The sequence below is a fragment of the Tardiphaga sp. genome, from assembly GCF_044340795.1.
Taxonomy (GTDB): domain Bacteria; phylum Pseudomonadota; class Alphaproteobacteria; order Rhizobiales; family Xanthobacteraceae; genus Tardiphaga.
Window position 1 is genome coordinate 25,380 of sequence record NZ_JBIISY010000014.1, and the last position, 26,318, is coordinate 51,697.

The window sequence follows — 26,318 nt, forward strand, 5'->3', positions numbered from 1 at the left end:
TTGCCGCCTACCCTTTGTGCTGTCAAGCTGTGCTGCCCGCGCATAAGCTGCACGGGTCGGATCAATCGGTTGGCGGGGACCGGTCATTCGTTCTGGTGTGAGATCCCGCGGAGACGACGTGATGGCTAAAGGTACCGTGAAGTGGTTCAACCCGACCAAAGGCTATGGCTTCATCCAGCCGGCAGCCGGTGGCAAGGACGTGTTCGTGCATATCTCTGCAGTTCAGAAGGCCGGCCTGACCTCGCTGAACGAGGGCCAGACGATCGAGTTCGAAGAAGTCGCAAATCGCGGCAAGACATCGGCCGAGAACCTCAAGGTCTGATCCAGACCTGAGACGGCGTGATTGGGGGCCATTGGCCAGCAGCGAAGTCTCGCCTAGAGCTTTTGTCTGCAGCGGCCAGTGGAGATGAAATCAAGAACGCCAATCGTGTGAAACATGTTCGGCAGGGCGGCTGGTCAAGCCTCCCTCTGCGGGATGCTTTTGCGCGCTGAAACTGCCGTCATTGCGAGACGCCCTCCGGGACGCAGCAATCCGGCCCTGCGCGTGCGGCTTCGACGGCCCTTCAGTTTTCCTTGACCCATTGCGTGACCGGCATGACTGCCGGCGGCTGCAGATAGGCCTGGGTCCACATATCCACCGCCCACTCGGTACCAGTCGCCTTGTCGCGCAGCACCGCCGTATTGTGCGGGGTCTGCAGCGCCAGCGCATTGCCGCGATAATGCGGATTGCCGATGGTGTGATGCTTGAGCATGCCCCAGTTCTGCATGATCAGCAGCAGGCTGGTGACGTTGCGGGTCGTGTCCCAGCAATCGTAGTTGTGGGCGTCGTCGCGATGGCGGATATCCGCCTTGGCGACACGCCTGTCGGTGCCGAGCACGGGGCCGAGGCGGCGATCGAACCAGACCACCGCCTTCTGCACCGCCGCGCGCTCGGCGGGGGCGGATGCCTTGCCGGAGCCCATGATCTTTCCAAGGGCCGCGCGATCGGCGGTCGAGAGATCGAGGATGTGGCGGCGACGGCAGGTGAAGCCGTAGCAGACGGTCATGGAACTGGCCGAAGGCGGATAGATCGACACCGAGGTGTAGAGATCGGCAACGGCGGGCGACATCTCGATGGCAAGGGCCGGCGATCCCTGCGCGAAACCGAACATGGCGACGGCGAACAGCGCGCCGCGTTGCAAATTTCCGAACGACATCAATCCGTCACCGCCCCTTCGAAGCCTTTTCCGAAACTAGCCGAGGGCTCGTATGATGCCAAGCGTCGGGCACTGCCCGAGTCGTTCCGCTTGCGAGGCTGTGCATGACGTCCGCTTTTTCGGCCCCTTACGCCCCCGACGATACCGGCATCGCCGCCAAACTGCTGGCAGAGGCGAGACTGACGCCGGAGCAGGACTCTCGCATCGACCGCGCCGCAACACGCCTGATCGCCGCGATCCGCGCCCGCGACGATCGCTTCGGCGGCGTCGAGGACATGCTGCGCGAATATGCGCTCTCCACCAAGGAGGGCCTTGCGCTGATGGTGCTGGCTGAAGCGCTGCTGCGCGTGCCGGATGCGCGCACTGCCGACGCCTTCATCGAGGACAAGCTCGCCGACGGCGACTTCATCCACCATGAAACGAAGTCGACCGCCTTCCTGGTCAATGCCTCCGCCTGGGCGCTTGGCCTGTCCGCCCGCGCGATACAGCCCGGCGAGACGCCGCAGGGCACGCTCGGCCGGCTGGCCAAGCGGATCGGCCTGCCCGCGGTGCGCACCGCGACGCGACAGGCGATGCGGCTGATGGGCAGCCATTTCGTGCTCGGCGAAACCATCGGCGATGCGCTGGACCGCGCCGCCAAGGCCAGCGATCGCGCGCCGCGCTATTCCTATGACATGCTCGGCGAAGGCGCGCGGACCGCCGATGACGCGCAGCGCTATCACGACTCCTATGCGGCGGCGATCGACGCCATCGGGCGTGCCGCGGGCAACAAGCCGCTGCCCGACCGGCCGGGCATTTCCGTCAAACTCTCCGCCCTGCATCCGCGCTATGAAGCCGTGAGCCGCGATCGCGTGATGATCGAACTGGTGCCGCGGTTGATTGCATTGGCGCAGCAGGCAAAAGGCTACGATCTCAATTTCACGGTGGATGCGGAGGAAGCCGACCGGCTGGAACTCTCGCTCGACGTGATCGACGCGACCATCGCCGATCCCGCGCTCCGGGGCTGGGATGGCTTCGGGCTTGCGATCCAGGCCTATCAGAAGCGCTGCATGGCGGTGATCGATCACATCGATGCGCTGGCGCGCAAACATGATCGCCGGCTGATGGTCCGGCTGGTGAAGGGCGCCTATTGGGACACCGAAATCAAGCGTGCGCAGGAACGCGGGCTGGACGGCTACCCCGTGTTCACGCGCAAGGCGATGACGGACCTCAACTACGTCGCCTGCGCGCAAAAACTGCTGGCGCTCCGGCCGCGCATCTTTCCGCAATTCGCCACGCATAATGCGCTGACGGTGGCGACCCTGCTCGAACTGGCCGGAGGCAGCGGCGGCTATGAGTTCCAGCGCCTGCACGGCATGGGCGACGCGCTCTATGCCCAGCTCGGCAAGGACCGACCTGACATCCGCTGGCGCACTTACGCACCCGTGGGCAGCCATCGCGACCTGCTCGCTTATCTCGTGCGACGGCTGCTGGAGAACGGCGCCAACTCTTCCTTCGTCGCGGTTGCCGCGGATGAGGCCGTCCCTGTCGCGACCTTGCTGCAGCGGCCGGCAGATCTGATCGGCAATGCCGCGCGGGCAAGCAACCAGCACATTCCGCTGCCACGTGATCTTTATGGTCGCGAACGCGCCAATTCATCCGGGATCGAATTCGGTGACCGCAAGGCGCTGGACCGGCTGCTGGCCGATATCGCCGTCAACAAGACGGCGACAGGCGGGATCAGCAACGCATCGTCAACGCAAGCGAACAAGGCCGTTGCGGATGCGCTGGCGGGTTTTGCGCGCTGGAGCCACGTCTCTGCGGATGCCCGCGCCACGATGCTCGACCGCGCTGCCGATCTGCTCGAACAACGCCGCCCCTCCTTAATTGCGCTGCTGCAAAGCGAAGGCGGCAAGACCCTCGACGACGCGCTCGGCGAAGTCCGCGAAGCCGCCGATTTCTGCCGCTACTATGCCGCGCAGGGTCGCAAACTGTTCGGCAGCGGCGAGGTGATGCCCGGCCCGACCGGCGAGCGCAATGTGCTGCAGCTCCGCGGCCGCGGCGTGTTCGTCGCTATCTCGCCCTGGAATTTTCCCCTCGCCATCTTTCTCGGCCAGATCGCCGCCGCGCTGATGGCCGGCAATGCGGTCGTGGCCAAGCCGGCCGAGCAGACACCGCATATTGCGGCGATGGCGACCGCGCTGCTGCATGAGGCCGGCGTGCCAGCGCAGGCCTTGCAGCTCGTGCAGGGCGACGGTCGCGTCGGCGCTGCGCTGGTCGAACATCTCGATGTCGCCGGTGTCGTCTTCACCGGGTCCACGGAGGTGGCGCGGATGATCAACCGCACGCTCGCCGCCAAGGACGGCCCGATCGTGCCGCTGATCGCCGAGACCGGCGGCATCAATGCCATGATCGTCGATGCCACGGCACTTCCCGAACAGGTCGCCGACGACGTGGTGATGTCCGCGTTCCGCTCGGCAGGACAGCGTTGCTCGGCGCTGCGACTGCTGGTCCTGCAGGACGATGTGGCCGATCGCATGATCGAGATGATCGTCGGCGCCGCGCGCGAGTTGAAGATCGGCGATCCCGCCGATCCCTCGGTGCATGTGGGCCCGGTCATCGACGTGGAAGCGAAGCAGAAACTCGACGCCCATGTCGCGCGGATGAAGAACGAGGCACGCCTGCATCATGCCGGCACTGCGCCCTCCGGCAATTTCGTCGCGCCGCATGTGTTCGAACTTTCCAGCGCGCGACAACTCACCGCGGAAGTGTTCGGCCCGGTGCTGCATGTCGTTCGCTACCGGGCCGCCGACTTCGACCGGGTGCTGAGCGACATCGCCGCCACCGGCTATGGCCTCACCCTCGGCATTCACTCGCGCATCGACGACATGATCGAGCGGACCATCGCACGCCTGCAGGTCGGGAATGTCTATGTGAACCGCAACATGACCGGCGCCGTGGTGGGCGTGCAGCCCTTCGGCGGATTTGGCCTGTCGGGCACCGGGCCGAAGGCCGGCGGGCCGCATTATCTCGCACGCTTCGCCACCGAGCAGACGGTGAGCATCAACACCGCGGCTGCAGGGGGCAATGCAGCATTGATGACGGCGAGTGACTGAAGCTCACCCCTCACCCTGAGGGACGGAGTGCGGGATGACAGCACAGCCCCCCATTTCCGACCGTTGCATCACCTGTGCAAGATGGTTCAAATGCGCCGCTGGAGTCGCCATGGAATTAAATTCCGGCAGACGGCAAAACAAAATGCGACGGGAGTGACGCGATGGAAGACGGTTTGTTCAAGGGGCTGAAGGTTCTGGATTGCGCGAGCTTCATCGCTGCACCGGCCGCTGCCACCGTGCTGTCCGACTTCGGCGCCGACGTCATCAAGATCGAGCCGCCCGGCGCCGGCGACCCCTATCGCAACCTGCCCAACCTCCCCGGCTATCCCAAGAGCGAGCACAACTACGCCTGGATGATGGAAAGCCGCAACAAGAAGAGCCTCGCGCTCGACCTTGCCAAGCCGGAAGCCCGCGAGGTGCTCTACAAGCTGATCGCCGAGGCCGACGTCTTCATCACCAATTTCCCGCCGCCGGTGCGCCGCAAGCTGAAGATCGCCTATGACGACATCGCCCATCTCAACGATCAGCTGATCTATGCCTGCTTCACCGGCTATGGCGACAAGGGCGCCGAGGCCGAGAAGCCGGGCTTCGACAGCACCGCCTGGTGGGCGCGCTCCGGCATGATGGATCTGGTCCGCGCCGATGAGGACACGGTGCCGGCGCGCTCGATCGCCGGCATGGGCGATCATCCCTGCGCCATGGCGCTCTATGGCGCCATCGTCACCGCGCTCTACAAGCGCGAGAAGACCGGCAAGGGCTGCCAGGTGAAATCCAACCTGATGGCCAATGGCGTGTGGTCATCCAGCGTGCTGGCGCAGGCGAAACTTTGCGGCGCGACGTTCGAGAAGCGCCGCGGCCGCCATGAAGCGCTCAATGCGGTGACCAATCACTACAAGACCCGCGATGGCCGCTGGATCATGTTGTCGCTGCTGGCGGAAGAGCGGCAGTGGCCGGCTTTCACGAAGTGTCTCGAGCGTCCCGATCTGCTCGAAGATCCGCGCTTCGCCACCAAGCCGGACCGTCACGCCAATTCGGTCGAGCTGATCAATATCCTCGACGAGGTGTTCGCCAAGCGCGACTTCGCCGACTGGCGCCAGCGTCTCGACGGCCAGGGCCTGGTGTTCGGCTTTGTCGGCATTCTCGACGATATCCCGAACGACCAGCAGATGAAGGACAATGACGTGCTGGTGCCGTTCGAGAATTCGGACATCCTCACCATCAACAGCCCGATCTGGGTCGGCGGCGAGACCAAGCGCAAGCCACGTTTGCCGCCGTCCATCGGGCAGCACAGCGACGAGATTCTGCGGACCATGGGCTATGACGATCACGAGATCGAAAAGCTCAGGGCGGCGGGCGCTGTGCAGTAGCGGCCTCTTTTCCCTCTCCCCTTGTGGGAGAGGGTGGATCCAACGCGAAGCGTTTGAGACGGGTGAGGTGTAGCCACAAGCTCCGGGCCCAGCATTGCCCCTCATCCGTCTTCGCTTCGCGAAGCCACCTTCTCCCACAAGGGGAGAAGGGAAAAGAATTCACCGCGCCAGCAACCAGCCGAAGAAACCGAGCCCGAGCAGCACTGCGACAGCCACGGCCCAGACGCTCACGCGGATCGCGCTGCCCGTCTGCTTGGCGCTTTCATTCTCGGCGATGACGGCGTCGCGGTCCTTGATCTCTTTTTCGGTCTCGTTCATCGCCTCGCCCCTGTCACTTCACGAAACACATGCCGATGCGCGATCTCGCATCGTCGCCCACCGGCTGGCAACTCAGCCCCTCGGCGCAGCGCCATGATCCGAAGCTCGCATCGATCTTGCCGGCCCCGTCCCGACGATAGCAAGTCGCGCCCCAACCATCGAGCAGCGATGTGCCTGCCAGCTCGGCGCTGCCACGCGTCTGCGGGCGATCCGTGAATCCGCGGGAAAAGTCCGGCGCCTTCCCATCGCGCATCGAGATGACGATAGCGCGACGGCGGATCTGGTCACCCACGAAATGCGGCGACGCCGGCACCGCGCCCTGAACGGTCTCGACTGCGAGTGAGTCCGTGCCGGTGAAGTGAAAACCGCCGATGCCGCGGATCTGATGGCAACCGCCGCACGTGACATCGTTCAACCGCCGCGCAAAACCCGCCGGGGTGCGGATGTTCTCCAGCGCTCCGCCCTGCGCGGCCGCGCGCTCCAGCGCCGTAACCACGTCGCGCTCGGTAAACACGCCCTGCTTCTTGCCATCGGTCATCAAGCCGAATGCGGGCTGCAGCGCGGATGGCGCAAAGCCTGCCGGCGTCGCGGCGAGCGACGTGGTGGCGAGAAATCTCTCGGGGATCAGCAGCGTGCCGCGATCGAAGGCACGGAGATTGTCCGGCGCCAGCAGCCAGTCGCGAAAGGCGCGGCCAAGCGCAGGGTCCGCCAGCAGGCGGTCGCGGTCGATCTGGTTCTCCATCGACGCCTCGTGGAAGCGCTTCAGCACCGCGTCGAAGTGGAACACCTTCTGCAGATAATCGGTGCGAAAGTCTCCGGCTTCCGACTTCGGCCGATGTCCGATCTGGATGTTGGTCTCGATCCGATCGATCTGTGTGGCGTTGACCGATGCCAGCGGGCCATCGTTCGCGATGAGGCGACCGGCAAGCGCTGTCCCGGTTTCCGTGAACGCCGATACGGCAAGCCAGCGCGCAGCGAGATCGGCGCATGTGATCTGTTCGCCCGGCGTCTTCGCATGCAGAACCAGATTGAGCGTCATCGGCAGGCGCGGCGGCCTGTCACCCGCGCTGGTGCGGGTGAGGCGATAGATCAACCGGATTTCGCCGCAGGCGTCCGGCGCCACATAGGCGCGGTCAATACGGTTGACGATGCCGGCCAGGACGAAGCGCGTATCGGACGATGTGAGCATGGCCTTGTCGAACAGCAGCACGTCATGCCCCGCGCCAATGCCGATGCTCTCCTTTGGCGACCGCGTGCGGTGATCGGCGAGATAGCGCGCAAAGGCCTCATCCAGCGCAATGCGGATTGGCGCCAGGCCCGGCAGAGCGAACAGCGCGTCATTGGTGATGGGCGCCACCGTAGCCGGTGCCAGCAATTGCGCGAGGCCGAAACGCGACGCCTCCAGCGCGTGCAGCGTCTTGGCATCGGTGACCGCCAGGCCACCGCCCGCTTCCGCCCGCGCGCAGGCGGGCGCGACGCACAGCAGCAAGGCAAGCAGGAAAAAACGACATCGCACGGCACAATCCCGACAGGTCAGGCCGCAAGGCTAGCGCAAAACAAAGGCCGCTGCACGGGCAGCGGCCTTCTGGAGTCCGGAGACCTCCGAGGTTACCGCGCGACGATCAGGCCGCGGCTGGTTACCACCGTCCACTTGCCGTCCTGCTTGCGGACGGCATCAACGCGGCCAAGGCCGGGGACGGGATCGCCGGGATAGACCTCGAAAATGCCCTGACGGCCTTCGATGGTGGCGCCGCCGGCGGCCACATCGACAATGCGCCAGCCGTCCACCATGGGAAGGCGTGCCACTTCGGGCTTCGGCGCCGGAGCCGGCGTGTTGTTAATCGAGCCGGTCGCTTCCTTGGCGGGGACGGCTGCGACGGGCGCTGGTGTCGGAGCCGGAGCAGCCGCGACGGGGGCCGGCGGCGGCGCGGTGCGCAGTTTCTCGACGGCTTCGTTCAGCTTGGCGATTTTGGCATTCGGCTCGGCCTGGGCCTTTTCCAGCTTGTCGAGGCGATCGTTGAATTTGGCGCGCGCGGTTGCGGTCGCCTTGTTCGCCTTGTCGGCATCGACCTTCAGCGCGGCCACTTCGCTTTCAAGGCGGGTGATATGTTCTTCGAGGGCCACGGTCGTGGCTGACTTGCTCTCATCGGCCGCGAACAGCTTGCCGAGACCGCTCATCGCCACCGAACCGCCGACGGCGCCGACCGTGATGCCGACCGCGATCATGGCCGCAATCGCCAGCATGCGCGCGGTGCCGGCCTTCTGCTCGTGCTCGATGCGCGGCTCGGAATTGACCATGTCTTCCCAGGAGCGCTCCCGCTTGTGGTCGTCGCGCTGCGCACCATCCAGCGACGGCCCCATCAGCGTGATGCGACCGGGCGCGCCGAGCTTCGGCGCTTCCTTCGTCGCACCACCCGCGCGATGTCCATCGCCCTGACCGGGCACCAGATTGGGCGAATCCACATGCCTGTTGCGGTCATTTGCGTCAGGGGTGAAATCGGCGCTGTGCTCGCTCACGGTAAAAGTCTCCAGGATCGTTCAATAATTTGGTAACTTTCATTACTTGCCAAATTCTTACCCAGGCGCCCGGTTACGAAAATTTCACCTCTTGTCCGGCGGCGGAACCATGGCTTGACGCGCAGGCGCCGGCTTCGCACAACGAGGCGCAACTACGAACATCAGGACATGCCATGAAGCTCTACGATTCCATCGGCCCCAACCCGCGCGTCGTGCGCATTTTTCTGGCCGAGAAGGGCATCACCCTGCCCTCGCAGACCGTCGATCTGGCCGCTGGCGAAAACCGCGAAGCCGCGCATCTGGCGCGCAATCCGCATGGGCAGATGCCGACCCTCGAGCTCGACGATGGCAGTTTTCTCTCCGAGACCGTGGCGATCTGCGAATATTTCGAGGAAACCCAACCGCAGCCGGCGCTGATCGGCGCGACACCGCAGGAGCGCGCGGACGCGCGGATGTGGCGTCAACGCATCGATCTCAACATCTGCCAGCACATCGCCAATGCCTATCGCTTCGCCGAGGGGCTCAAGCGCTTCGAGACGCGCATCGTCTGTGTGCCGGAAGCAGCACCCGGTCTGAAGAAGATCGTGGCCGATCGGCTGAAGTGGCTCGACGGGCAGATGGGCGATCGGCCTTTTCTCGCCGGCACGCGGTTCACCATAGCCGACATCGTGCTGTATTGCTGGCTCGATTTTGCCGACAAGGTCGGCCAGCCCTGGGACCGCGGCAATCAGAAGATCGCCGCGTGGTTCGAGCGCGTGGGCGCACGGGAGTCGATGAAGGCTTGAGGCCCGGCCTCTCACCGTCATTGCGAGGAGCCGCAGGCGACGAAGCAATCCGGAGCCAAGCCAAAAGGCTGGATTGCTTCGCTGCGCTCGCAATGACGAGAATTACAACACCACCGGAGCGTCGGGGAGTTCGTTCACCGCCGCGCCATCGCGCGGAAAATGCTTCGCCAGATGCGCCGTCACCGCCTCGATGCCGGCGATGACGCCCTGCTCGAAACGACCGGCGCGAAAATGCGTTTCCATCATCTGGCAGATCACTTCCCAGCCCGCCTTGCCGACATGGCGGTCGATGCCGCGATCGACCACGATCTCGACATCACGATCGGCCAGTAGCAGATAGATCAGCACGCCGTTATTGTGCTCGGTGTCCCAGATACGCTGTTGCGCGAACACGTCGATGGCGCGGTCGCGGGCCGCCTGGTTGCGGAACAGCGGCACGCCGTCGAGCGCACCTTCGACGACGAAGCGGATCTGGCCAGCATGCGTGGCCTCGCTTGCCTTGATCGCCTGCTCGATCGCCGCCATCGCCTTGGGCGAAAACGCCCTGCGGACGCGGGCGCGATTGGCGAGCAGATGTCTGCCGATGCGTGACACACTCATCACCAACTCCCCGAAGCGCCGCCGCCACCAAAACTGCCCCCGCCGCCGCTGAAGCTGCCGCTGCTGCTCGACGAGCTTGAGCTCCCCGACGACCATGAACCGCCGGAATAGCTTCCGCCACCACCACCGCTGGAAGTCGACGCATCCGCGATGAACAGGATGACGAAGGCGACCAGGCCTGCGGCAAAGGCAAGCGGAAAACTGGCGAACAGAAACCAGACCGCAGCCGAGGCCACTACAGCCGCCACTGCAGATCCGATAAAGCGGCCGAAGACGGCACGCAGCAGGCCTCCGACGAACAGCGAGCCGATCAGCAGGAACGGCGCAGCATCGAACAGATTCTCGATCATGTTCGGCGACGACGTCCACTCCGACTTTGCCGCAGGCGCCGGCAGCGGCTCGCCGTCGATCACCTTCATCATGCGTTCGGCGCCGGCCGTGATGCCCCCGGCAAAATCGCCGGACTTGAAACGCGGCGCGATGATCTCGTCGATGATGCGCTTGGTGGTGGCATCCGTGAGCGCGCCTTCGAGGCCGTAACCGACCTCGATGCGCAGCTTGCGATCGTTCTTGGCGACCAGCAGGATCGCGCCGTCATCGACTTTCTGGCGGCCGATCTTCCACGCCTCGGCGACGCGGATGGAGAACTGCTCAATGCTTTCGGGTTGCGTGGTTGGCACAATGAGGACAGCGATCTGGCTGCCCTTGCGTTTCTCGAAATCGGCCAGCGTGCGGCTGAGATCGGCCTGTTCGCTGGACGACAGCGTGCCAGTCTGATCGACCACGCGCCCGGTGAGTGCCGGCACGGCGACATCGGCAAAGGCCGGCGCGCCACAACAGAACAGCAGCAGCGCCAGCAGGCCGGCCTGAACGAGCCTCATCGCCGCGTTACTTCGCGGGCGCCGGCGTCGGGTTGAAGTCGACCTTGGGCGCGGTGGATATCTCGCCTTCATTGGCGACGGAGAAGTTCGCCTTCTCTTTATAGCCGAACATCATGGCGGTCAGATTATTCGGGAAGGTGCGCACGCCAACGTTATAATCCTGCACCGACTTGATGTAGCGGTTGCGCGCCACGGTGATGCGGTTCTCGGTGCCTTCGAGCTGCGACATCAGGTCCTTGAACAGCGCGTCCGATTTCAGCTGCGGATAATTCTCGGTGACGACCAGCAGACGCGACAGAGCGCTGGAGAGTTCACCCTGCGCGGCCTGGAATTTCTGCAGCGCGCCGGGATCGTTCACCACATCGGGCGTCGCCTGCACGCTGCCGACCTTGGCGCGGGCATTGGTGACGCCGAGCAGCACGTCCTTCTCCTGCTGGGCAAAGCCCTTCACGGAATTGACGAGGTTCGGCACGAGATCGGCGCGGCGCTGATACTGGTTCACGACCTCGGACCATGCCGATTTCACCTGTTCGTCATTGGTCTGGATCGCGTTGTAACCACAACCGGATAGGCCGAGGGTCGCCAGTGCTGCCAGCACGGTCAAGAACTTGCGCATCGTTGTCTCCTGTGACGCAGCCGAACCATCGGCCGGATATCTAGCACAGGCAAACTCCGGGAGTCGCCACAAGTTCGCGCACGCCATGCTGCGTTGCGCGCATCGGATTGTATTTGCACGCACTGAAATCGTTGCTAGCCTGATCGCCATCATCGGCCCGCAGAGGCCGGGACAAAACGGGAGGATGCGATGACGGACGTGCTCAACACGTTTCCGACGGTAGGCCTGCAGACCCTGCGTGCGCTGGCGCGCTATCCCGATCGCATCGCCTTCAGCTGGCCCGGCGGCTCCCTCACCTATCGCGGCGCCACCGACATGATCGGGCGGCTGCAGCATGTGTTCATGACCCTGGGCGCAAGGCCCGGCACCAAGGTCGCGCTGCTCACCGCCAATCGCGCGGATACATGGTGCACCGGCGTCGCCGCGCAACTGTCACGCTTCGCCATCACCTGGCTGCATCCTCTGGGATCCCAACAGGATCAGATCGACCAGATCGAGGATTCGGAATCGCAGATCCTGGTCATCGATGCCGACAATTTCCTGCAGCGTGGTGGCGAACTGGCGGCCAAGGCGCAGGGGCTGCGCCACGTATTAACGCTCGGCCGTGCTGATTACGGCGTCGATCTCCTGCAGGTGATCGAGAAGAACGGTGCTGCCACCGCACGTGATTTGGCCGAGATCGATGACGTCGCCGTGTTGAACTACACCGGCGGCACGACAGGAAAATCCAAAGGCGCGTTGCGCCGGCATCGCGAGGTTTCGCCCTTTGCCAATGGCATCCTGTCGGATTTCGAGATTCCCGACACGCCGAGCTACCTCACCGTGGCGCCGATCAGCCATGTGGCCGGCACAAAGGTGCTGCCGGCGCTGATGCGCGGCGGCACGGTGCATATGCTCAAGGGCTTTGATCCCGAGGCCGTGCTGAAGACCATCGAGCGCCAGCGCATCAATTTCACGCTGTTCGTGCCGACCATGATCTATGTGCTGCTCGATCACCCCGCACTGGCGAAGACCGATCTCTCCTCGCTCGACCTCGTGCTCTATGGCGCCTCGCCGATGTCGCCGAGTCGGCTGGTGGAAAGCATCGAGCGGATCGGGCCGGTGTTCTCGCAGCTTTACGGCCAGACCGAATGCTATCCGATGTCCGTGCTGCGCAAGTCGGATCACGATGTGAAGCAGCCCGACCTGTTCCTGTCCTGCGGCTTCCCCATCGCCATGTGCGATATCCGCATTCTCGACGATGACGACAACGAGGTCGCGCCAAACGAAGCCGGCGAGATCTGTGTGCGCGCGCTGCATGTGATGCTGGAATACTGGAAGCGGCCGGAGCAGACCGCGGAGACTTTGAAGAACGGCTGGCTGCATACTGGCGACATCGCCCGCATGGACGAGCGCGGCTACATGTTCATCCTCGACCGCAAGAAGGACATGATCGTCTCCGGTGGCTTCAACATCTTCCCGCGTGAAGTCGAGGATGTGCTCTCCACCCACGCCGATGTCGCCATGTGTGCCGTGATCGGCATTCCCGACGACAAATGGGGCGAGGCCGTCACGGCCGTCGTGGTGACGCGCAGCGGCGCGCAACCGGATGCAAAGGAACTGATCAATCTGGTGAAAACGCAGAAGGGTTCGGCCCATGCGCCGAAACATGTGAAGTTCGTGACGGAACTGCCGATGACGGGTGTCGGCAAAATCGACAAGAAGGCGCTGCGGGCCAGCTTCTGGGTCGGGCGGGAGCGGATGGTGGGATGAGCGCTCAGGCCTGTAGGATGGGTAGAGCGAAGGCGCGCAGCGCCGGAGTGAAACCCATGACGGCCGCGCGCCTATGGTGATGGGTTTCGCTGCGCTCTACCCATCCTACGGCTTCAGCGCATGGAACCGCGTTTTAACTTTTCAAGCGCTGGCCGATGCTTTACCGGACATCATCGTCTTCCACGCGACTTTCACTTGGGTCTCAAAATGTCCTGGTTCCAGCTTCCGCTTCGCGAGCAACTGCTTGTCGGCGCCGCGATGGCGCTGACCTTTGCCGTTTTCTATGTCGCCGGCCTGCAGATGGGCGGCCACTGGTAACGCTCTCGTTTGATCACTTATCGGCCCTGGGATGGAAGCCGAGCAGCTTCGCCTCCATTTCGACCACAGCCGCCGTCAGCCGTTCCTTGGTCAGCGGGTCGAGGGGATGGTCGAGAAAGTGACGGAATTTCGCGATCTGCGCCTGGGTCTCGGTACACTTGTCACACATCGCATGATCCCATTTGCAGAAGGCGGGACCAGATGCGATCTCATCACCGATAGAAGCCAAAAGCAGAGCGGTGGTGCTTCACAACGACGGTCGGCCCGATAAGTTCGGCAGCGGACATAAGATAATTTCACACCTAAATACCTCTCTCTTACTCATTGTCTCCATTTAATGAGCGGCCGTAACGCTTCCGGGGCAAACGTCCCCGCGTCGTTACTTGCATGATGATAGTGACTCACCTAGGTTGTCGCCCATGCAGAGGAAGAGCTTCAACAAGATGGAGTGCCCGGTCGCCCGCAGCCTTGAGCGCGTGGGTGAGTGGTGGAGCATCCTGATCATGCGCGACGCCATCTACGGGATGACGCGCTTTGACGAGTTTCAGAAGAACCTGAACATTGCCCCGAACATGCTGACTAGGCGCCTCGCCGTGCTGGTCGAGGCCGGGCTGCTCGAGAAACGACCCTATTGCGAAAAGCCGCTGCGCTACGAATACATCGTCACCCCGCGCGGTCGCGATTTCCGCGCCGTGCTGTGGTCGCTGCAGGCCTGGGGCAACCGGCACTTCGCGCCTGAAGGCGAGAGCGTTGTTCTGGTCGACAAGGAAACCGGCGCACGCGTTGATCCCATCCTTGTCGATCGCAACACCGGCAAGCCCATCACCGAAGCCACCCACGCCAATGCGCCCGGCCCCGCCGCCAGCGCGCGCGTGCAACGCCGGCTCACCAAACCGCGCCCGCAGAAGGACGGAACACAATGAAACTGGAAACGCCGCAGGCGATCGCAGCCGCCCATCCCGCGCCGGTGCCTGAGATGAATCCGCGCACCCGCATGCTGCTGCAGGCACCGATCGCCTCCACGCTGGTGAAGCTTGCCTGGCCCAATCTGCTGGTGATGCTGGCGCAGGCGTCCACCGGCCTGATCGAAACCTGGTGGGTCTCGCATCTCGGCAGCGACGCGCTGACCGGCATGGCCGTGGTGTTTCCCGGCTTCATGATGATGCAGATGCTCTCGGCCGGCGCGATGGGCGGCGGCATCTCCTCGGCCATTGCCCGCGCGCTCGGCGCAAGGCGCACGGCAGATGCGGAAGCGCTGGTTCTGCATGCGACCTTCATCAATATCCTGCTCGGCCTCACTGGCTCGGCCATCTTCCTGATCTTCGGCCGCGCCATCTACACATCCATGGGCGTCAGCGGCGGCGCGCTCGACGCGGCCATGCAATACTCCAATGTCGTGTTCGGCGGCAGCGTCCTGGTGTGGTTGATGAACGGCTTTGCCAGCATCATCCGCGGCACCGGCAACATGCTGGTGCCGTCGCTGTCGATCTGCATCGGCGTGGTGATCCTGATCCCGCTCTCGCCGCTCCTGATCTTCGGCTCGGGACCGATCCCCGCCCTCGGCATCGCCGGCGGCGGCTGGGCGGTGGTGCTCTCCACCTTCACCGTGGGCGCCGTGCTGGCAGGCTATATCCTGTCCGGCCGCAGCATCGTGCATTTCAAATGGGCGCCGCTGCGCTGGGATCTGTCGGCCGACATCCTGCGCGTCGGCGCCATCGCTGCGGTGATCTCGCTGCAGACAAGCCTGACGGTGCTGCTCACCACCGCACTGGTCGGCGGCTTCGCCGGCGGCGATGCGGTGGCCGGTTTCGGCACCGGCGTGCGGCTGGAATTCCTGATGGTGCCGCTGGCCTTCGGTTTTGGCGGCCCCCTGGTCGCGCTGGTCGGCACCAATATCGGCGCCGGGCAGGAAGACCGCGCTCTGCGCGCAGCATTGATCGGCGGCGCCATGGTGTTTGCGATCACCGAGACGGTCGGCCTCGCAGCGGCGATCTGGCCGGCGGCCTGGCTCGGCCTGTTCGGCTGGGACCCTCAGATGATCGAGACCGGCAGCGCCTATCTGCGGATCGTTGGTCCGGCTTACGGCTTCTTCGGTCTTGGCCTGTCGCTGTATTTCGCCTCGCAGGGTGCGGGCAAGATGCTGTTCCCGCTGGTGGCCGGCGTGCTGCGGCTCCTGATCTCGATCGGCGGCGGCTGGCTGGCGCTGCGGCTGACAGGCTCGCTGACCTGGCTGTTCGCCTGTCTCGCATTCGCACTGGTGACCTATGGCACCATCATCGCCACGGCTGTCGCGAGCGGGACGTGGTTCAAGCCGAAAGCGAACTGAGCCGTCGACGGGCGCATATGGCACATGCAGTTGCACGCCTGCAGGCCTGCGACGAACTGGCCTAGATAGCCGGGATCGGCCACGGTGGCGGCCGCATCCAGGAATTCCCAGAGATGGCAGATGGTATCGCGGCACAGGCTCCTCAGCCGACGGACGGGCTGACGCCGCAGCAGCAGCGCTGGGCACGTGCCGCGATCTTCACCGCGCTGGCCATGGCCTCGCTCGATACCGCGATTGCCAATGTCGCCCTTCCCACCATCGCCGCGCAGCTCAAGGCGACGCCGGCCGATGTCATCTGGGTGGTCAATGTGTATCAGATCGCCATGGTCGCGACCCTGCTGCCGTTCGGCGCGCTCGGCGAGATCATCGGCCATCAACGCATCTATCTGTTCGGGCTGGTCCTGTTCACGGTCGCTTCGGTCGCCTGCGCGCTCGCCTGGTCACTGGAGACACTGCTGATCGCCCGCATCCTGCAAGGCCTCGGCGCCGCCGGCGCCATGAGCGTCAATGCCGCCCTCGTGCGCACGATCTATCCACCGCACCAATTCGGCCGCGGGCTCGGGCATAATGCACTTGTGGTGGCGACATCCTTCACGATCGGGCCGACCGTGGCCTCCGCCATCCTCTCGGTCGCCAGCTGGGAATGGCTGTTCGCGATCAATCTTCCCTTCGGCCTCGCGGCCCTGATCATCAGCCTGAAGACCCTCCCCGCGACACCCCGCGCAACCCACCGCTTCGACTATCTCGGCGCCCTGCTCGCGGTGACATGCCTTGGCCTGCTGATCACCGGAATCGACAGCGCCGCGCATCACGTCTCGGCGCCGATCGTGATCGCCGAACTGATTGTCGGGCTGCTGATCGGGTGGGTGCTGTTGCGGCGGCAGGCCGGACATCCCGCGCCGATGCTCCCCATCGACCTGTTCCGCCGGCCGCTCTTTGCACTGTCGGCGGCGACCGCGGTCTGTTCCTTTTCGGTGCAGGGCCTCGCTTTCGTGTCCCTACCTTTCTACTTCGAGGAAGTTCTACATCGCTCCGCCGTCGAGACCGGCATCTTCCTGACACCGTGGCCGCTGGTCGTCGGCTTCATGGCGCCGATCGCCGGTCGTCTCTCGGACCGTTACCCCGCCGGCGCCCTTGGCGGCATCGGTCTCGCTTTGCTCGGCATCGGCATGGTGCTGCTGGCGACGCTGCCGCCGGAACCGAGCATCGCCAACATCGTCTGGCGCATGGTGATCTGCGGTGCGGGCTTCGGCTTCTTCCAGGCGCCGAACATGAAAGCCATCATGTCCAGCGCCCCGGCCGGCCGCAGCGGTGGCGCCAGCGGCATCGTCGCCACCGCCCGGCTCACGGGCCAGAGTACCGGCGCGGCCCTTGCCGCGTTCTGCTTCGGCCTGTTCGGCCATGCCGGTGCGACCTGGGCGCTGGCGCTGGGCGCCGGCTTCGCCGCCATTGGCTGTGTGATGAGCTTCCTTCGGCTGGTCGTCCAGCACCCGACCGACGCGTGAGAAATTTTAGCGACAAATCGCGCGCATCACATTTCTCTTTTGCAACGCCGCATTAAGTGGTGTGATATACTGCATTGCAAAGAGAGTTGATTTGCGGCGCAAGTAATAAAACTGAGTTCCAAAACCGTCAGGTAGTGTGCACCCAAGGGCACTGGACCAGCTTTCATGACTTTCGCCGCTTGGGGGCACGAGGGGCTGCGTTGAGGGTTCTGTTCGTCACGCCTGAGATCGACGACTATGTCCGCGTGGGCGGACTTGCCGCCGTGTCGGCTGCCCTTCCCCGCGCGCTGCGCAACTGGACCGATGTCCGCGTCATCCTCCCCGGCTATCGGGACGTCATCTCCCAGTGCGGGCATATCGAGATCGTCGGTCACTGCCCGGCGCTGGCTGAAATGCCGGCCTGTACCCTCGGCCTCGCCGCCACCAAGGACGGCATGCCGATCTATGTGCTGCTCTGCCCGCAGCTTTATGATCGCCCCGGCAATCCCTATGGCGACGAAAATGCCCGCGACTGGCCGGACAACGATATCCGCTTCGCCCGCTTCGCCTCGGCCGCCGCGCTGCTGGCCGCGGGCCAACTCGACCCGAACTGGGGCGCCGACCTCGTCCACGCCAATGACTGGCCGGCTTCGCTGGTGCCGGCCTATCTGACCTGGAACGGCAGCCAGATCCCGACCATCCTGACGATCCACAATCTCGCCTATCAGGGCCTGTTCCCGAAGACCGCGCTGCGCCGCATCGGGGCGCCAGCGGACTCGTTCCATATCGACGGCGTCGAATTCTATGACAAGCTGTCCTTCCTCAAGGGCGGGCTGAACTACGCGACGCATCTCACTACGGTGAGCGAGACCTATGCCCGCGAGATCACCACGGAAGAATTCGGCTGCGGCCTGCAGGGCCTGCTGCGCAAGCGCTCCAATGCCTCGCAGCTCACCGGCATCCTCAACGGCATCGACGAGACCTGGGATCCGCGCTTCTGTTCCGAGCTGATGCGCCCGTTCGGCGCCGGCGACTGGGAAGCCAAACGCGCCAATGCCGATGGCGTCCGTCAGCAATTCGGGCTCGCGCTGTCACGCGGGCCCATTTTCGGTCTGGTGGCGCGCCTGGTTCACCAGAAGGGTGTCGACCTTGTCCTCGCCGCCGCCGACGCCATCGTGTCCGCTGGTGGCCAGATCGTCGTCACCGGGCGCGGCGAGGTGGAGATCGAGAACGCGCTGATGGAAGCGCATCGCCGCCGCCCGGATGCTATCGGCGTCGCCATCGGCTTCAATGACCGCGAAGCGCGCCGCATCTTTGCCGGCAGCGATTTCACGCTGATGCCTTCGCGCTTCGAGCCCTGCGGGCTGAGCCAGATGTATGCCCAGCGCTTCGGCTCGCTGCCGATCGGTCATCAGACCGGCGGGTTGGCCGAAACCATCATCGATGGCGAGACCGGCTTCCTCTTCAACAAGCCCTCCACCGAGTCCTTCCTCGGCGGCATCCTGCGCGCCTTCGCGACCTTCGGCTCGCAGGACAGGCTGAACTCCATGCGCCGCAGCGCCATGGCGAAGTCGTTCTCGTGGAACATCTCGGCGGCGAGCTACTCTTCGCTGTATCGAAAGATGTCGCTCGCCGCCTGAGGCAGTTACTTCTCAAGCTGCGCGCGCATCAGGTCTTCCTGCTCGCGCAGTTCAGGCGTCAGCGCGTCGCCAAAATCCTCCGTCGAAAATATCTGGCGGATCTCGATCTCGGCACCGCTCTCGAACGGCGCGCGCTTCATCCAGGCGACGGCCTCGTCCCGCGTCTCCGTCTCGATCAGCCAGAAGCCACAGACAAGATGATCCGAAAAAGCGAACGGCCCCGGCGTGACCGTCGGCTCGCCGCCGTCATAACGGATGCGGATTCCCTTCGATGTCGAATGCAGACCTTCGCCGGCCTGCATCACGCCGGCCTTGACCATCTCCTCGTTGAAGTTGCCCATCGCCGTGAGCAACTCCATCGACGGCATCACGCCGGCTTCGGTGTCTTTCGAGGCTTTCACGATCACCATGAAACGCATGGACCACTCTCCGTTTGATGTTCGACTGTCAGAATGACGGTGGAGACATCAGCGATCCGACATGGCGCGAACATTATTTCTGTGAGCGCCAGCGCGTTCAGGACGCCTGCTTCTAGAACACCCCGCCCTGATAGGTCGCGCCGAAATAGACGTCGATCGCTCGAATGCGCGACCCGGCGAAGGTGAACAGCTCGGTGTTTCGGAAGCTTTTGCCGCTGGTCGTGGTGCAGCGATAGGTCACGAAGGCTACATCCCCTTCAACGGCAATGTGTTCGATGTCATGGGCGGCGATCCAGTCAGTCGACTGCCAGCATCTGGCGAAATAGGTGGCCTTGTCGATCGCGTCGTCGAACGGGCTGGTGAAGCTGAAGTCGTCGGCAAATGCGGCTTCGATGGCCGAGCGGTCATCCGCCAGATAGGCCGCGAATAAGTCACGGATGATCCCGGCCTTATCGTTCCTCGGCATCGTCACTCCTCCGGAAACATGTGCAGATAGGGCTCGGCTTCCTCGAGCACACGCGCCACCGAAGGCCGCGCCTGCAAACGCCGGAGATAGGCGAATGCGATGGGATGCGTCTCCGCAAAGGGCAGAACCTTGTTGCCATAGAACAACGGGGGCATGGCAGCACAGTCGGCCAGCGTGAAAGCCTCGCCCATGGCCCATTGTCGGTCGGCCATGTCGCGCTCAACCATGTCCAGTGCAACACGCAGCTTGCGCTTTGCCTCGGCGACACCGTGCGGATCCTTCACATCGGCCGGCCTGATCCGGTCACCCACGATCATCTGCATATGCGCGTGGAAATGCAGATCGAAAAAGCGATCGCGCAGCCGCGTCTTCAGGCCGGGATCACCGTCCGGGATGAAACGCGTCGCGCCGGGATAGTGACGATCGAGATATTCGATGACGATAGTCGATTCCGGCACGATCTCACCGCGGGCGTCGTCCTGCAGCACCGGAAACTTGCCGATCGGCCATAGCCCGAGCAGCGCCGCACGTTGATCGGGATCGCCGAGATTGACGTTGTTGGGCGTGAACGTCGTGTCGTTCTCATACAGCGCGATCAGGGCCTTCCAGCAATAAGACGACAGCGGATGAAAATGCAGGGTGAGCGACAAGGCATTCTCCGATCTTGATTGGTGTCTGGAAGACGAACCGCGAAAGCGATTTCCGACAGGCGAATGTCCGGATTCCGACAAAATCCGCATTGTCTCGCCCCGCAGTGTCTCCTAAACACGCCGGCAAAGATGACGAAACGGATCGGGACGGACAATGGTCAAGACTGAAGGCACACAAAACACCGGTAAAGTGGCGCTGGTGACGGGCGCCGCGCGGGGCATCGGGCTCGCGGTGGCGAAGCGGTTTCTCGGAGAGGGTTTTCGCGTTGCCCTGCTGGACATCGAGGGCGATCTGCTCGCCGCCAGCGTCAAGGCGCTGAATGATCCGGAAAATACGCTGGCGCTGCATACCGATGTGTCCGACGAGGCAGCGGTGGCCAAGGCTTTTGCAGAGACGCAGGCCCGCTTCGGCCGCCTCGATGCGCTGGTGAACAATGCCGGTATCGCGAATTTCAAGCCGGTGCTGGAAACCACGCTGGACGAGTGGGAACGCATCATGGCGGTGAACCTCACCGGCCCGTTCCTCTGCACCAAGGCGGCAGCGCCCCTGATGCGCGAACATGGCGGCGGCGCCATCGTCAATATCGCCTCGATCTCGGCGCTCCGGGCATCGACGCTGCGCGTCGCCTACGGCACCAGCAAGGCCGGCATCATTCACTTCACCAAGCAATGCGCGGTCGAACTGGCACTGCTCGGCATCCGCGTCAATGCGGTGGCGCCAGGCCCGGTGGAAACGGCCATGGCCAAGGCCGTCCATACGCCGGCGATCCGCGCCGATTATCACGACGCAATCCCGCTCAATCGCTATGGCGGTGAGGACGAATTGGCGGATGCCATCTTCTTCCTGTGCAGCGATCGCGCCAGCTATATCACCGGCCAGATGCTGGCGGTGGATGGCGGCTTCGACGCGACCGGCATCGGCTTGCCCACGCTGCGGCGTGAGGGGATCAACGGCTAGAGCAGGCGCAGCGCCTGAATGAATGCCCCGAGCGCAGCGGTCGAGGTGACCGCGCGCACGTGGTTCCAGCCGGTCCACACCGATAGATAGCGCGTCCAGAGATTGGCCGCCTCGCCGCTGTCGGGCGCAGCAGACGCCAGCGCGTCGTTCATCGGCACGTTGAAGACGATGGTGACGAGGAAGGTGCCGGCCACATAGAGCAGCGCACCCGTCACCAGCCAGCCTGATGCCGGGCCGGACCAATTCAGCATCGCGACAATCGCAAGCACGACGCAGAGCAGCGCCGTGCCCATGAAAGCGGTGAGGAAAAGCGGGCTGAGGATGGTCGTGTTGATCGACTGCATCGCGGCGATGCCGGCGGCGGCCGGCAGTTTGCCGAGCGCACTCATGATCGTGACCGAGAAGACGAAGAACAGCCCGGCCATCAGGCCCGAACCGATCGCTGCCGCGAAGGCCAAACCGAACGTCATTCGCTTCATCCCTCCCCCTCGATCGATCAAACCTAGCAGATTTCACTCATTCGGCGAGCTGCGGCGAAAGCTCACGCGGGCGCAGTGTGGCCACCGTGATCACCAGTGCAGTCACCGCCGTCAGCGCGATCGTGACGACCATCGGCATCGAGGTGCCGTTGAAGAACAGGCCGGCGACCGCGATCACCGCGCCGCCGGTCAGCATTTGCAGCGTGCCACCCAGCGCGCTGGCGCTGCCCGCGATGGGGCCGTGATTTTCCAGCGACAGCACCATGGTCGAGGGGATCACCAGGCCGAGGAAGGCGAAGGACGTGAACAGCAGCGGGATCAGCACCCACAGGCTGGTGAAGCCGGCCAGCGTGAGCGCCAGCAGCAGCACGGCGAAGCTGGCATAGGCGGCCACGGCCCCCATCACCACGCGCCCCATGCCGAAACGTCCGCCGAGCCGGCTTGCCAGCTGCGACATGCCGATGAAGCCGACCGCGTTGACGGAGAACGCCACGCTGTATTCCGCGAGGCTCATGCCATAGGTCTTGATATAGACGAAGGACGACATCGACAGGAACGTGAAGAAGCTCGACATGCCGAGGCCGCCGATGAAGGTGAGGCCGAGGAAATGCCAATCGCGAAACAATGTGCCGAAATGGCCGAGCACGCTACGGACATCGCCGCGGATGCGCTCCTGCACCGGCCGTGTTTCCGGCAGCATCACCGCCAGCAGCACGGTCGCGATGAGAGCTGCAATCGTGACGGCGACGAACACGGCGCGCCAGCCGAATGGCACGATTAGCGCACTGCCGCCGAGCGGCGCCAGGATCGGCGAGACCGAGAACACGAGCATCACGAGCGACATCAATTTCGTCGCTTCGACGCCTGTGTGCAGATCACGGATGATGGCACGCGGGATCACGCCCATGGCCGCAGCGCCGAGCCCCTGCACGAAGCGAAACGCGATCAGCGTTTCAACCGTCGGCGCCAGTGCACAGCCGACCGACCCTACGACGAACAGCGCCAGGCCCGCATACAGCGGCGCCTTGCGGCCATAGACATCGGAGAGCGGACCATAGGCGATCTGGCACAGGCCAAAGGCGATGAAATAGGACGTCAGTGTCAGCTGCGTTGCCGATGTGGTCGCGCCGAAATCGGCTTCGATATCCGGCAGCGCCGGCAGATACATATCGATGGCGAAGGGACCGACGGCACAAAGCAGGCCGAGCACGATGGCGTTGCGGGCGAACGGGGACATTGCAGACACTTTTCAATTCAGCAGGATCGGCCTCTCCCCGCATATCACGGGGAGAAGCCGGCAAACCATCACTGGTCGGGACAGTCCTGCGCGGTGTTGATCATCCAAGGCACGCCGAACTTGTCCACGCACATGCCAAAGCCCTTTGACCAGAACGTGGCGGCGAAGGGCATCTTGGCCTCGCCGCCTTCGGCGAGTGCGTTGAACCACTTCTCACCCTCGGCCGGTGTCTGCGCCTGCAGGCAGACCGAGAAACCCTGCATCTTCTCGAAATAATCCGGCGGGCAATCGGAAGCCATGATGACCTCGCCATCGATCGAGAGCTGGGCATGCAGCACCTTCTTGGCCATCGAAGGCGGCATCTGTTCGGCGGCCGGCGAGCCCTCGACATGCATGATCACATCGATCTTGGCACCGATCGCCTTCTCGTAGAACTTGAAGGCTTCCTCGCAATTGCCGTCATAGTGGAGATAGGGATTGATCTGCATGGTCGTCTCCTTGGTTTGAGTCTCTAGTTCCGGATCGGCATCAGCGCCCGCAGGGCGGGATCGCGCAGATAGAGCCCGCCCCATGCCATCAGGCCGATATAGAGGCCGAACAACAGATGGGTGAACAGCGGGCTGTCGACCCGCAGATGCGTCGCCATGGCGCCGCCGAGCAATCCGGTGAGCAGGATGGCGCCGAGAATGGCGGTGCGCGGAAAGGCATAGAGCACGGCGCAAGCGAAGGTGTTGGCGCCGAGCAGGCGCGCCTGCTCGACCGAACCACTATAGCCGAGCTGCTGCATGGTGTCGGTGACTTCCCTGATCGGCACCATTTTGATGCCGCCATCCATCAGCAGGAAGGCGATGACGAGCCCGCTGAGAATGCGGCCGATCCAGAGAGCGGTACGGGAGATGGGCATGGTGGTCCTTGAGATGACAAGCCGTCGATACAAACAAGACGAACAGAACTAGCCGATCCCGACAGTGCCGGCGAAGATTTTTGCAGGATAGGTATCGCTGCGCTCAACCCATCCTATGTGCTTGCTACGTCCTAGCCACTTTCGCCCTGCTGTCTTCCATCAGCCGGTCAATATGCTTGCGGATATGGTCGGCCTCGGCGGTTGTGTTCGCCAGCGCGATCGCGCGATTGAAACTCTCGCGGGCTTCGTCACTGCGGCCGAGCTGCATCAGATAGGCGCCCTGCACGCCGAAGAAGTGGAAGTAGCTGGCGAGCTTGGTGGCCAAAGGCGCAATCATGTCGAGCGCCGCCTGCGGGCCGCGCACCTTGGAGACCGCCACCGACCGGTTCAGCGTGATCACCGGGGACGGCTGCAGGATTTCGAGCGAGCCATAGAGCAGTTCGATCTGGGCCCAATCCGTATCCTCGGGCTTTGCGGCGCGCGCATGCAGAGCCGCGATGGCCGCCTGGATCTGATAGGCGCCGGTGCGGCGATGGCGCATGGCCTTGTCGATCAGTGCCAGGCCTTCGGCAATCATCTTGCCATTCCATTGCGCGCGATCCTGATCTTCCAGCAGGATGACGTCGCCATTGGCATCGAAACGCGCGCTCGAGCGCGCATATTGCAGCAGCATCAGTGCCGCGAGACCCATGATCTCGGGCTCGGCGGGAAACAGCTTGAGCAGCAGCCGCGCAAGGCGGATGGCTTCCTCGCAGAGCGGCGCGCGCAGATCGGCGCTGTCGCCACCGGCCGAATAGCCTTCGTTGAAAACGAGATAGAGCATGGCAGCCACCGCGGCCAGCCGTTCGCTACGCTCCGGCGCGCCGGGCGCTTCAAATGGCACCTTGTTTTTTGCGATGGCAGATTTGGCGCGGGTGATGCGCTGCTCCATCGCCGCCTGGCTGACGAGGAACGCGCGCGCGATCTGCTTCACTGTCAAGCCGGACACGATGCGGAGCGCCAGGGCGATCTGCTGCGTGGCCGGCAGTTGCGGATGGCAGCAGATGAACAGCAGCCGCAGAATGTCGTCGCGATAATGCGAGCCATCGAGCCGGTCGGCGAGTTCGCTTTCGGCGTCGTCGAGATCGGAAATCGCGTGATCGTCATCGGGCAGTGGCTGCTGGCGCTTGCCGCGGCGGAGATCGTCGATGGCGGTGTTGCGACCGACCATGATCAGCCACGCCGCGGCATCGCGCGGCGGGCCGTTCTGCGGCCAAGTCTTCAGCGCGCGGATGCAGGCGTTCTGGAACGCCTCCTCCGCGGTGTCGAGATCGCGAAAATAGCGCAGCAGCGCGCCGAGCGCCTGGGGACGGGCCGAGGTCAGGGCTGCATCGATCCAGGCAACATCGGTCATGGCGCAAATGTCCCGTGAAAGACGCCAATCGGACGGATCTCATAGGCACCGCCGGGATTCGCGCGGCCGAGTTCCTGCGCGATCTCCAGCGCACCATCGAGGTTTTCGGCCTCAACGACATAGAAGCCGAGCAGCTGCTCCTTGGTCTCGGCAAACGGGCCGTCCAGCACCACCGGCGGATCGTCCTTCCGCAGCGTGGTGGCCGCCGTGGTCGGCAGCAGCCGCGCCACCGGGCCGAGCCGGCCCTGCTGGGCCAGCTTGCCATGCACGACGGCGAGCTTCGCCATGACGTTGTCGTCTTCGTCCTTGGACCAGCCGCCGACAACGGCCTCATCGTGGTAGCAGAGAATGGCGTACAGCATGGGTGCTCCTTGATTGAAAGACGGGCAGCGCGCGGCGATGCCGACAGGTTAGCTGAAATTATTGTGGTCTGGCGCGCAGGCGGGTTCCCGCATCAGGCGCGACAGAGTTGCTCGATGGCGCCATCCACGATGGCATCGATCTCGGCGCGCGATACGCCCGCGCGAGCTCGGATCGACGACAGATTCAGCAGGGCGGATGCCATCTTTGCCAGCACATCGACATTGGTCGTCTCGGGTAACTCACCCCGCGCCATCGCGGTGCGGAAGCACCACGCGAAGGCATCGTCGAGTTCCTTGAAGCCTTCGACCATCAAGCTGCGGATTTCCGGATCGGCGATGGCATCGGACGCCACCGTCATGACCGCGAAACAGCCACGCGGATCGACGTCACCCGTCGTGTAGATGTCGAGCGCGGCGGCATAGAAGCGACGCAGGCGTTCGCGGATATCGATATCGGCCTTGAACAGCGCGAGTACCTTGGCGGTGTAGTCATCGCGATAGCGCTGATAGCTCTTGATGTAGAGCGCGCGCTTGTCGCCGAAGGCGCCATAAAGG

28 protein-coding genes are annotated in these 26,318 nt (G+C 63.9%); 10 read left to right on the forward strand and 18 right to left on the reverse strand.

Features of this window, described 5'->3' with window-relative positions; all coding sequences use genetic code 11:
- Positions 1-121 precede the first annotated feature (121 nt).
- Complete coding sequence (locus tag ACIQ17_RS04040) at positions 122-322, forward strand: cold-shock protein (protein ID WP_211912309.1); 201 nt, start codon at positions 122-124, stop codon at positions 320-322.
- Positions 323-563: 241 nt separating this feature from the next.
- Here ACIQ17_RS04040 and ACIQ17_RS04045 read toward each other — a convergent pair whose 3' ends face one another.
- Positions 564-1,196 (reverse strand): hypothetical protein, encoded by a 633-nt coding sequence (locus ACIQ17_RS04045; RefSeq protein WP_398465647.1) that lies wholly within the window; start codon positions 1,194-1,196, stop codon positions 564-566.
- A 104-nt stretch (positions 1,197-1,300) separates the two neighbouring features.
- Between ACIQ17_RS04045 and putA the strand changes: the two genes are divergently transcribed.
- Both putA and ACIQ17_RS04055 read left to right on the forward strand, forming a co-directional pair.
- The gene (gene putA, locus ACIQ17_RS04050; protein ID WP_398465649.1) at positions 1,301-4,291 is read left to right on the forward strand and encodes a bifunctional proline dehydrogenase/L-glutamate gamma-semialdehyde dehydrogenase PutA; all 2,991 of its coding nucleotides are present in this window, start codon (positions 1,301-1,303) and stop codon (positions 4,289-4,291) included.
- 161 nt (positions 4,292-4,452) lie between these two features.
- A complete protein-coding gene (locus tag ACIQ17_RS04055; protein WP_398465651.1) occupies positions 4,453-5,658 on the forward strand; it encodes a CaiB/BaiF CoA transferase family protein in 1,206 nt (401 codons plus the stop codon).
- A gap of 159 nt (positions 5,659-5,817) precedes the next feature.
- On the opposite strand, the gene ACIQ17_RS04060 is transcribed toward ACIQ17_RS04055, so the two are convergent.
- From ACIQ17_RS04060 to ACIQ17_RS04070, 3 genes are all read right to left on the reverse strand, one after another.
- On the reverse strand, positions 5,818-5,976 hold the full coding sequence (locus ACIQ17_RS04060) for a hypothetical protein (RefSeq protein ID WP_398465653.1): 159 nt from the start codon (positions 5,974-5,976) through the stop codon (positions 5,818-5,820).
- Positions 5,977-5,989: 13 nt separating this feature from the next.
- On the reverse strand, positions 5,990-7,492 hold the full coding sequence (locus ACIQ17_RS04065; protein WP_398465655.1) for a hypothetical protein: 1,503 nt from the start codon (positions 7,490-7,492) through the stop codon (positions 5,990-5,992).
- Between the two features lie 92 nt (positions 7,493-7,584).
- Positions 7,585-8,493, reverse strand: coding sequence for a hypothetical protein (locus ACIQ17_RS04070; protein ID WP_398465657.1), 909 nt, complete (start codon positions 8,491-8,493; stop codon positions 7,585-7,587).
- A 173-nt stretch (positions 8,494-8,666) separates the two neighbouring features.
- Between ACIQ17_RS04070 and ACIQ17_RS04075 the strand changes: the two genes are divergently transcribed.
- Entirely contained in the window at positions 8,667-9,278 is a 612-nt protein-coding gene (locus tag ACIQ17_RS04075) for a glutathione S-transferase family protein (RefSeq protein WP_398465659.1), read from the forward strand.
- Between the two features lie 102 nt (positions 9,279-9,380).
- Here ACIQ17_RS04075 and ACIQ17_RS04080 read toward each other — a convergent pair whose 3' ends face one another.
- Genes ACIQ17_RS04080 through ACIQ17_RS04090 form a run of 3 tightly spaced genes read right to left on the reverse strand, consistent with a single transcriptional unit; the run spans position 9,381 to position 11,375 of the window.
- On the reverse strand, positions 9,381-9,878 hold the full coding sequence (locus tag ACIQ17_RS04080) for a TPM domain-containing protein (RefSeq protein ID WP_398465661.1): 498 nt from the start codon (positions 9,876-9,878) through the stop codon (positions 9,381-9,383).
- The gene (locus ACIQ17_RS04085; protein WP_398465663.1) at positions 9,878-10,759 is read right to left on the reverse strand and encodes a TPM domain-containing protein; all 882 of its coding nucleotides are present in this window, start codon (positions 10,757-10,759) and stop codon (positions 9,878-9,880) included. Before ACIQ17_RS04085 ends, ACIQ17_RS04080 begins: the two co-directional genes overlap by 1 nt.
- A gap of 7 nt (positions 10,760-10,766) precedes the next feature.
- The gene (locus ACIQ17_RS04090; RefSeq protein WP_398465665.1) at positions 10,767-11,375 is read right to left on the reverse strand and encodes a LemA family protein; all 609 of its coding nucleotides are present in this window, start codon (positions 11,373-11,375) and stop codon (positions 10,767-10,769) included.
- Between the two features lie 189 nt (positions 11,376-11,564).
- Between ACIQ17_RS04090 and ACIQ17_RS04095 the strand changes: the two genes are divergently transcribed.
- Positions 11,565-13,127 carry an AMP-binding protein gene (locus tag ACIQ17_RS04095; protein WP_398465667.1) on the forward strand — a complete coding sequence of 521 codons (1,563 nt, stop codon included), beginning with the start codon at positions 11,565-11,567 and terminating at the stop codon, positions 13,125-13,127.
- Positions 13,128-13,458: 331 nt separating this feature from the next.
- Here ACIQ17_RS04095 and ACIQ17_RS04100 read toward each other — a convergent pair whose 3' ends face one another.
- Complete coding sequence (locus ACIQ17_RS04100; protein WP_398465669.1) at positions 13,459-13,614, reverse strand: hypothetical protein; 156 nt, start codon at positions 13,612-13,614, stop codon at positions 13,459-13,461.
- A gap of 250 nt (positions 13,615-13,864) precedes the next feature.
- Here ACIQ17_RS04100 and ACIQ17_RS04105 point away from each other — a divergent pair, with 250 nt between their 5' ends.
- The 4 genes from ACIQ17_RS04105 (at position 13,865) to glgA (ending at position 18,895) form a co-directional block, all read left to right on the forward strand.
- Positions 13,865-14,368 (forward strand): winged helix-turn-helix transcriptional regulator, encoded by a 504-nt coding sequence (locus ACIQ17_RS04105; protein WP_398465671.1) that lies wholly within the window; start codon positions 13,865-13,867, stop codon positions 14,366-14,368.
- The gene (locus tag ACIQ17_RS04110) at positions 14,365-15,771 is read left to right on the forward strand and encodes an MATE family efflux transporter (protein WP_398465673.1); all 1,407 of its coding nucleotides are present in this window, start codon (positions 14,365-14,367) and stop codon (positions 15,769-15,771) included. Before ACIQ17_RS04105 ends, ACIQ17_RS04110 begins: the two co-directional genes overlap by 4 nt.
- A 113-nt stretch (positions 15,772-15,884) precedes the next feature.
- Entirely contained in the window at positions 15,885-17,276 is a 1,392-nt protein-coding gene (locus tag ACIQ17_RS04115; RefSeq protein ID WP_398465675.1) for an MFS transporter, read from the forward strand.
- Positions 17,277-17,476: 200 nt separating this feature from the next.
- Positions 17,477-18,895, forward strand: a complete 1,419-nt coding sequence (gene glgA / locus ACIQ17_RS04120) for a glycogen synthase GlgA (RefSeq protein ID WP_398465677.1) — start codon at positions 17,477-17,479, stop codon at positions 18,893-18,895.
- Between the two features lie 5 nt (positions 18,896-18,900).
- Here the strand turns inward: glgA and ACIQ17_RS04125 are convergent, their stop codons facing one another.
- The 3 genes from ACIQ17_RS04125 to ACIQ17_RS04135 all read right to left on the reverse strand — a co-directional run bounded on the left by ACIQ17_RS04125 (position 18,901) and on the right by ACIQ17_RS04135 (position 20,430).
- A complete protein-coding gene (locus ACIQ17_RS04125; RefSeq protein WP_398465679.1) occupies positions 18,901-19,314 on the reverse strand; it encodes a YciI family protein in 414 nt (137 codons plus the stop codon).
- Between the two features lie 112 nt (positions 19,315-19,426).
- The gene (locus ACIQ17_RS04130) at positions 19,427-19,780 is read right to left on the reverse strand and encodes a nuclear transport factor 2 family protein (protein WP_398465681.1); all 354 of its coding nucleotides are present in this window, start codon (positions 19,778-19,780) and stop codon (positions 19,427-19,429) included.
- A gap of 2 nt (positions 19,781-19,782) precedes the next feature.
- A complete protein-coding gene (locus tag ACIQ17_RS04135) occupies positions 19,783-20,430 on the reverse strand; it encodes a glutathione S-transferase family protein (RefSeq protein WP_398465683.1) in 648 nt (215 codons plus the stop codon).
- Between the two features lie 154 nt (positions 20,431-20,584).
- Here ACIQ17_RS04135 and ACIQ17_RS04140 point away from each other — a divergent pair, with 154 nt between their 5' ends.
- The gene (locus ACIQ17_RS04140; RefSeq protein WP_398465685.1) at positions 20,585-21,388 is read left to right on the forward strand and encodes an SDR family NAD(P)-dependent oxidoreductase; all 804 of its coding nucleotides are present in this window, start codon (positions 20,585-20,587) and stop codon (positions 21,386-21,388) included.
- On the opposite strand, the gene ACIQ17_RS04145 is transcribed toward ACIQ17_RS04140, so the two are convergent.
- The 7 genes from ACIQ17_RS04145 to ACIQ17_RS04175 all read right to left on the reverse strand — a co-directional run.
- Positions 21,385-21,867, reverse strand: coding sequence for a DUF1772 domain-containing protein (locus ACIQ17_RS04145; RefSeq protein ID WP_398465687.1), 483 nt, complete (start codon positions 21,865-21,867; stop codon positions 21,385-21,387). The two genes, ACIQ17_RS04140 and ACIQ17_RS04145, sit on opposite strands and share 4 nt — an antisense overlap.
- A gap of 37 nt (positions 21,868-21,904) precedes the next feature.
- On the reverse strand, positions 21,905-23,104 hold the full coding sequence (locus ACIQ17_RS04150) for a multidrug effflux MFS transporter (protein ID WP_398465689.1): 1,200 nt from the start codon (positions 23,102-23,104) through the stop codon (positions 21,905-21,907).
- A gap of 68 nt (positions 23,105-23,172) precedes the next feature.
- Positions 23,173-23,592 (reverse strand): VOC family protein, encoded by a 420-nt coding sequence (locus tag ACIQ17_RS04155; protein WP_398465691.1) that lies wholly within the window; start codon positions 23,590-23,592, stop codon positions 23,173-23,175.
- A 23-nt stretch (positions 23,593-23,615) separates the two neighbouring features.
- The gene (locus tag ACIQ17_RS04160) at positions 23,616-24,008 is read right to left on the reverse strand and encodes a DoxX family protein (protein ID WP_398465693.1); all 393 of its coding nucleotides are present in this window, start codon (positions 24,006-24,008) and stop codon (positions 23,616-23,618) included.
- A gap of 124 nt (positions 24,009-24,132) precedes the next feature.
- A complete protein-coding gene (locus ACIQ17_RS04165) occupies positions 24,133-25,401 on the reverse strand; it encodes an RNA polymerase sigma factor (protein WP_398465695.1) in 1,269 nt (422 codons plus the stop codon).
- Complete coding sequence (locus tag ACIQ17_RS04170) at positions 25,398-25,763, reverse strand: YciI family protein (protein ID WP_398465697.1); 366 nt, start codon at positions 25,761-25,763, stop codon at positions 25,398-25,400. The genes ACIQ17_RS04165 and ACIQ17_RS04170 overlap by 4 nt, the downstream gene beginning before the upstream one ends.
- 92 nt (positions 25,764-25,855) lie before the next feature.
- On the reverse strand, positions 25,856-26,318 hold a 463-nt coding region (locus tag ACIQ17_RS04175), incomplete at its 5' end, for a TetR family transcriptional regulator C-terminal domain-containing protein (protein ID WP_398465699.1).